The organism is Dehalococcoidales bacterium (assembly GCA_035529395.1).
In the GTDB taxonomy this organism is placed as follows: Bacteria; Chloroflexota; Dehalococcoidia; order Dehalococcoidales; family Fen-1064; genus DUES01.
In genome coordinates this window covers 1-5,571 of sequence record DATKWT010000109.1, presented here as the reverse complement: position 1 = coordinate 5,571, position 5,571 = coordinate 1, and the positions used below count along the sequence as shown (strand labels likewise).

The following is a 5,571-nucleotide window of genomic DNA, read 5'->3' as shown; positions in this document are numbered from 1 at the left end:
ACGGTGCCCGTATCTCCCTGATTGTAGGTATTGGAGCTACCAGTATCTCTATCCTGGTATCTACTTTACTGGGTATATTTTCCGGTTTCGTCGGTGGGAAGTTCGATATGTTGCTACAGAGATTTGTTGATGCCTGGATGTGCTTTCCCGGGATAATTATTCTCGTTGTCGTTGTTTCTCTGTTCAAACCAGGCATGGTGACAGTAATAGTTGTCCTGGGGTTTCAATATGGCATCGCTGGTTCAAGGATAGTTAGAAGTGCCGTAATCAGTATCAAGCAAAATGTCTATGTGGAAGCTGCTAGGGCTCTTGGTTGTTCGAATACACGAATGCTTCTCAGTCATATCCTGCCCAACATAATGGCTCCCATAATTATCCTGTTCAGCGTACGCGTACCAGCCGTCATTCTCGCTGAAGCCAGTCTGAGCTTCCTTGGACTCGGGATCCCCCCGCCACAACCGAGCTGGGGAGGCATGCTTAGTGGACAAGGCCGCACTTATATGATTATGGCTCCCTGGATGGCAATCTGGCCTGGTCTTGCCCTGAGTGTCGTCGTCTATGGAGTAAACATGTTTGGTGATGCCGTTAGAGACCTGCTTGACCCGAGACTCAGGGGTGGTCTCGGCCGTTATGGAGGAAGAAGAACGGTAAGGAAAGCCAAAACTTCAGAAGTTAGTGAGAAGGCTACAATATAAGGATAAGTCTTTAAGGAGGTGGTATGATGTGAAAAATAATGAGAATTCTGGACTAGTGAAGAAAAAGGAGAAAAGCAAAGTGAAAAACAGGATTGTATGGATGGGCTTGAGTTGCTTGTTAGCAGCCGTGATGGTGATGACCTCTTGCGGACCTGCTGCGGAAGAAGAAGAAGAGGGAAAAACCGTTACCGGGAAGGTAGTGGAAAAAGAAGTGGCGGAAGAAGAAGAGGAAGGGGAAGAGGTAGTGGTAACACTGCCAACAGGCGAGCCACAATATGGCGGGACACTCAGGATTCTTACCGTCTATGCGGCTATTGACCCTCTATCATGGGACCAGGCTGATATTGCCTGGATGCATAACCATTCTGCATCACCCTATGCAGAAACGTTGCTAGCTGCCAATCTAGAGAAGGGCGATAGAGGTACCCAGGAATATAGATTTACCCAGCAAGCGTGGTTACCCTTTGAAGCCTGCGAGGGTGGACCTGGCCTGGCAGAAAGCTGGGAAGTATTGAGCGACCAGAATATCATTCGCTTCCACCTGCGAGAGGGAGTCTACTGGCAGGATAAACCGGGCGTAATGAGCTCCCGGGAACTGATAGCCAGCGACGTAGTATATTCTTGGAATCGGACTATGGCGAGCCCCAAGAGAATCGCGTTGTACTATGACTGGATTGATTCATTTGAAGCCGTAGATAAATACACGGTTGACGTACACTACAATGAGTATTGCGGTAACTGGGGCTATAGAATCGGCTGGGGATACTACACTATGGTATCAGCGCCACCTGAGTTGGTTGAGAATGGTGACCCGGCAAATTGGAAGGACGTGTGTGGTACAGGACCTTTCATGCTGACGGACTACGTTAAAGGTAGTTCCCAGACCTATACCCGTAATCCTAATTATTGGGGCACAACGGTTATTGACGGCAAGGAGTACGATTTACCATTTGTAGATACCATGATATGGCCTATCATGCCCGATGAATCCACACAACTGGCGGCTTTGCGCACCGGAAAGGTGGATATCAGTGAAAGTGTCAGGTGGATATATGAGCAAACATTAGAAGATACAAGCCCTGAGCTAATGAAATGGACGTGGCTAACGACCAGTCCTCTATCTGTGGGTATGAGAATGGACACCGAACCCTTTACTGATATTAGAGTCCGCCAGGCAATGAGTATGGCCGTAAACAGGGAGGAGATGCTTGCGTCTGCCGTCTATGGTAATCAGGGAGAAATTTTGAGCTTCCCCTATGCCGCCGATTGGAAACTCTTTACTCCTATAAATGAACTTCCTGAGGGAGCCAGTATGCTGCTTGACTATAATCCGACTAGAGCAAAAGAGCTCCTGGCCGAAGCCGGTTATCCCGATGGTTTTAAAACCAATTTGGTAATAAGCGCAACCGGTACCACCCAGACTGACATTGCTGCTATGCTTGCAAACTACTGGGATGCAATTGGCGTTGAGTGCGAGCTGAAATCTCTTGAGTATGCCAACTATCTCAGCGTAATGACCAGTCGGGAATACACCCAGATGTATCAGATCTCCACTGGAAATGGTAATCCATTTTCGGTCCTTCGAAAAACTTACCTGCCCGGGCAGACCTGGAACCCGGCACTGTTCGACGACGATTGGCTAACCGATACGTGGACGGCAGCCATGATTGAAACAGATGTAGCAAAACAGAACCAGATGCTGAAAGAAATGAACGTCTATGTGATAGAGCAGTGTCCGTATATAATGTTACCGGTAGGCAATATTCTGCGTTATGCCTGGCCATGGGTTAAAAACTACTATGGCGAGCATTGCGCCGGAGCCGTGCTACCCGGCCCCATACACTCTACAATCTGGATTGACCAGGACATGAGGAGTGAGATGGGCTACTAGTCCCCGGTACCAGTGGCACAAAATGCTACACGAACGAAGGGGTGTGGTCAATACCACACCCCTTCGCATGATTCGGATGATACATATGCGTGAGTGAATGGGCTTCCATATTGTCGTTGACTGGCATAATGTGAAGTGCTAGAATGTGAGGCACCGGGCAGTTTCACCTACTGAGGAGGGTCTTTAAGAAAGTGGTTGTGTATGCATCTCAGACGTACTACAGTGTTGTTCGCAAGCCCGAGACACCCGCCTTCATCCACAGGGAAAGGTGCTGGCCTGAGGTTGACAAGTACTCCCCTTGTGAAGCGGCTTGTCCGCTAACCCAGGATGTTCCCAACTACATAATGGCCATCGCTCAAGGCGACATCAAGAAGGCGATATCTATTATCCGGGAGACCAATCCCCTGCCGTCTATCTGCGGACGGGTCTGTCATCATCCCTGTGAGACGGAGTGTAATCGTAAGGATGTGGACAGTCCGATAGCTATCCAGGCGCTGAAGCGATTCGCTGCTGACTGGGCCAGCGGTGAGAAGCCGTCCCCCGTACCCAGAACAAAGGAAGCCAGGGTGGCTATCGTGGGTTCCGGGCCGGCAGGACTGACCGCGGCTCATGACCTGGTCAATAAGGGGTATGGTACGGCCATCTTTGAGGCCGCCCCGACGCCCGGCGGGATACTCACTTCGTCGATTCCGGATTTCCTTCTGCCGGTAGAAGCCGTCAAGGCTGATATTGACCGTATCACGGCACTGGGCGTCCGGATTCACTGCAATGTACGCATCGGCAGGGACGTCAGTCTGGATGCTCTTGCCCGCCAGGGGTACGGAGCTATCCTGATAGCCATCGGTGCTCAGAAGAGTGCTGAACTGCCTATCCCGGGCTCAGACCTGGCCGGTATCACAACCGCCCTTCCCTTCCTGATAGAAGCCAAGCAGAGAAGGCTGATATCTCTCAAAGGCAGGGTAGTCGTGATTGGTGGTGGTGCCGTAGCAATGGATGTTGCCCGTACTGCCCTGCGGTTGGGGGCGGACGAGGTGCACGTCGCCTGTCTTGAGAGCCGTGCCGACATGCCCGCCTTTGACTGGGAGATAGAGGAAGCGGAGCGAGAGGGTGTGAAGATGCATCCGTCCCTGGCACCGCAGCAATTCACTTCGAGGAACGGCTCCCGGGCCAGTGGTATAGACTTCAAGCGAGTGACCTCCACCTCGGTGGACAGTGAAGGCAGGATGAGCTGGACTCTCATGGAGGGAGCAGGTAGTGACTACTCCATGGATGCCGATATCGTAGTTGTCGCCATCGGGCAGATGACGGACACTACCGGACTGCCCGCCGATTCGCTAAACCTGAGCGGCAGGGGCACGGTTATCGTGAACCCGGATACCGGGGAGACGAGTATGGATGGTGTGTTCGCTGCGGGTGATATCACCACCGGTCGTGGCACTGTTACCGAAGCGATGGCGGCCGGCCGGCGGGCGGCGCTCTCCATCGACCAGTACCTCAGCGGGCAACCGATTGTCGCCGTGGATGATACCCGCGAGATAATCACAATCAAGCCGGAGCAGGTTCCTGCCTATCTGGTGCGTCGGGACCAGTGGGAAATGCCAAAGCTCTCCGGTAAGCAGGCGATAACGACTTCCAAGGAGGTGAGTCTGGGATATACGTTCTGGCAGGCGGTTGAGGAAGCGCGGCGGTGTCTGAATTGCCGGATGTGCGCCAACTGCGTGTTTGAACGCGGACAGCTTTGTTTTGAGACAGCCGACAGGTTACTATAGTCGATAGTAGTAGTGTAGTGTCTCTAACATAGCTTTACAATGAGGCACCGGCTACTACGACGAATTTTTATCAACAATCACTGTAAAGAGAACTCGGAGACACTACAGTAGGAGGTAGAAGCGATGTGCTGGCTGTGTGATCAGTTCGGGGACTCAAGGTACGGCGACGGGGTCTGGTACCTGAACCCCAGGAACTATGCCAGGAACATGTACAAGCTGCGGACCCCCGGCGAGGGTTTCAAGGGGCCGGAAGTCGGGTTGGAAACCGGGGTAAGAAGCGGCCCGACACAACTCGACATGCTGAATGCCATCGAGAGCAACGACCACGCGGAGTTTCATCGGATCACCGATATCATGCAGTCGCGCGGCCAGGGCAGCCAGATTGTGCCGCTTGAGCACGCTGACAGGGTACTGGAGCTATCCTCGCCCATCGGTCTGATTGCCTGTATCTGCCGGAAAGCCTCGCGGGCCATTGACGAGCGGAACGAGATGGAGTACACCTGCATGGGAATGGGTGTCGGTATGCTCAAGTGGGAGCGCTGGCCGGAGAGATACAAAGGCGGTGTCTCGTTCGTCAACGTCGACGAGGCCATAGAGTGGAACCACGAGATGGACCGCAGGGGCTTCGTCCATATCCTGATGCTCTTTGGCGCACCGTTCATTGGCGGTTTCTGCCAGTGTGATTACCCGGACTGTGGTGCGCTGAGGAATGCCGTTGATTTCGGCATTGGCAGTCTCAAGGGCCACTACGTGGCCATGGTCGACTACGACAAGTGCAACGGCTGTGGCATCTGCGCCCAGCGGTGCCAGTGGGGTGCACTCAAGTTTGAGGTTACCACCGAGAAGGCTAACATCGATGTGTTCAAGTGCTACGGCTGCGGCCTGTGCCAGACCGGTTGCCCGCGAGACGCAATCAGGCTGGTACCACGCGTGGAAGTGCCGGCAGTCGCGGAGGTGTGGACATGACCTATCCATTGCCAATGGGAAGAAAGTTTCCCAAGATAACGATTGACCTGGAGAAGTGTACTGTTCCTTTTCTGTGTAAGAAGTGCTTGCAGATTTGCCCCGAGGCCATCTTCCATGTAACGCGTGTCATGTCCAAGGAGAAGCGGCTGGAGGAGATGGACCCCAGGATCGACGGCAACTACGTACTTTTTGCCACACGCAGGGACAAATGCACGGGATGCAATTTGTGCATCGACGTCTGTCCCGTAGA

5 protein-coding genes are annotated in these 5,571 nt (G+C 53.0%); all 5 read left to right on the top strand.

Features of this window, described 5'->3' with window-relative positions:
* A partial coding sequence (locus VMW13_07065) for an ABC transporter permease (GenBank protein HUV44572.1) occupies positions 1–695 on the top strand: 695 nt, incomplete at its 5' end.
* The gene (locus tag VMW13_07060; protein HUV44571.1) at positions 676–2,586 is read left to right on the top strand and encodes an ABC transporter substrate-binding protein; all 1,911 of its coding nucleotides are present in this window, start codon (positions 676–678) and stop codon (positions 2,584–2,586) included. The genes VMW13_07065 and VMW13_07060, both read left to right, overlap by 20 nt.
* Before the next feature lie 191 nt (positions 2,587–2,777).
* Complete coding sequence (locus VMW13_07055; protein ID HUV44570.1) at positions 2,778–4,355, top strand: FAD-dependent oxidoreductase; 1,578 nt, start codon at positions 2,778–2,780, stop codon at positions 4,353–4,355.
* Between the two features lie 123 nt (positions 4,356–4,478).
* Positions 4,479–5,321 carry a 4Fe-4S binding protein gene (locus tag VMW13_07050; GenBank protein HUV44569.1) on the top strand — a complete coding sequence of 281 codons (843 nt, stop codon included), beginning with the start codon at positions 4,479–4,481 and terminating at the stop codon, positions 5,319–5,321.
* Positions 5,318–5,571 (top strand): 4Fe-4S dicluster domain-containing protein (locus VMW13_07045; GenBank protein HUV44568.1); only part of this gene is annotated, 254 nt, incomplete at its 3' end. The genes VMW13_07050 and VMW13_07045, both read left to right, overlap by 4 nt.

What these genes read in the sequence shown, in the direction of transcription:
- VMW13_07050 (HUV44569.1), top strand. Translation starts at nt 4,479, where the DNA reads ATGTGCTGGCTGTGTGATCAGTTCGGGGACTCAAGGTACGGCGACGGG.